Raw genomic sequence first — 585 nt, 5'->3', positions numbered from 1 at the left:
TAACACCCCGCTTAGGGGCAAAAATACGTGGGCTATAATAACGAGCGAAGCGAGGACGGCCCACGTGTTTTTGTCCCAGCAAGCTCCGCTTGCGTCTACAGCGGTTTGTTAGGTGCCGACAGAGCCAGAAAAATGCTTAAGAGTAATTACTGGAAAAATTAAAATTTCGCATTTCTCGTTTTCACCTGTTTCAACCACTAGCTTTGATTGAGTTACCTCTTCAATATAATGAACATCATGCGCACCGCATACTTGCCAATCGTAAAATATATTTTCATCTAGTGACAATGTAACCCTTATGTCCAAATGAATTGGATGAATGGAAAATGTTAGTTTTAAGCCAGTGGAATCCTGATACTCATACAATGAATCACTATCGTACCATTGGTCACCGTAGTTTCTGGAAACATGCTCACTTCCAAAGAAAACTTGTAAATCCCACTCATTAACACTGGGATCTTTGATATCCATAAGCACCTAACACCCCGCTTAGGGGCAAAAATACGTGGGCTATAATAACGAGCGAAGCGAGGACGGCCCACGTGTTTTTGTCCCAGCAAGCTCCGCTTGCGTCTACAGCGGTTT

The 585-nt window shown here is 43.2% G+C and carries 1 protein-coding gene; it reads right to left on the bottom strand.

Annotated elements, in window-relative coordinates; all coding sequences use genetic code 11:
* Window positions 1–108: 108 nt before the first annotated feature.
* Window positions 109–471 carry a hypothetical protein gene (locus ACXAH6_RS20380; RefSeq protein ID WP_474879826.1) on the bottom strand — a complete coding sequence of 121 codons (363 nt, stop codon included), beginning with the start codon at window positions 469–471 and terminating at the stop codon, window positions 109–111.
* Window positions 472–585: the final 114 nt, after the last annotated feature.

This window comes from Alteromonas sp. ABE4_545 (assembly GCF_056161325.1).
This window is presented reverse-complemented; position numbering and strand designations above follow the sequence as displayed.

Coding starts and splice junctions, on each gene's coding strand:
- ACXAH6_RS20380 (WP_474879826.1), bottom strand. CDS start 471: ATGGATATCAAAGATCCCAGTGTTAATGAGTGGGATTTACAAGTTTTC.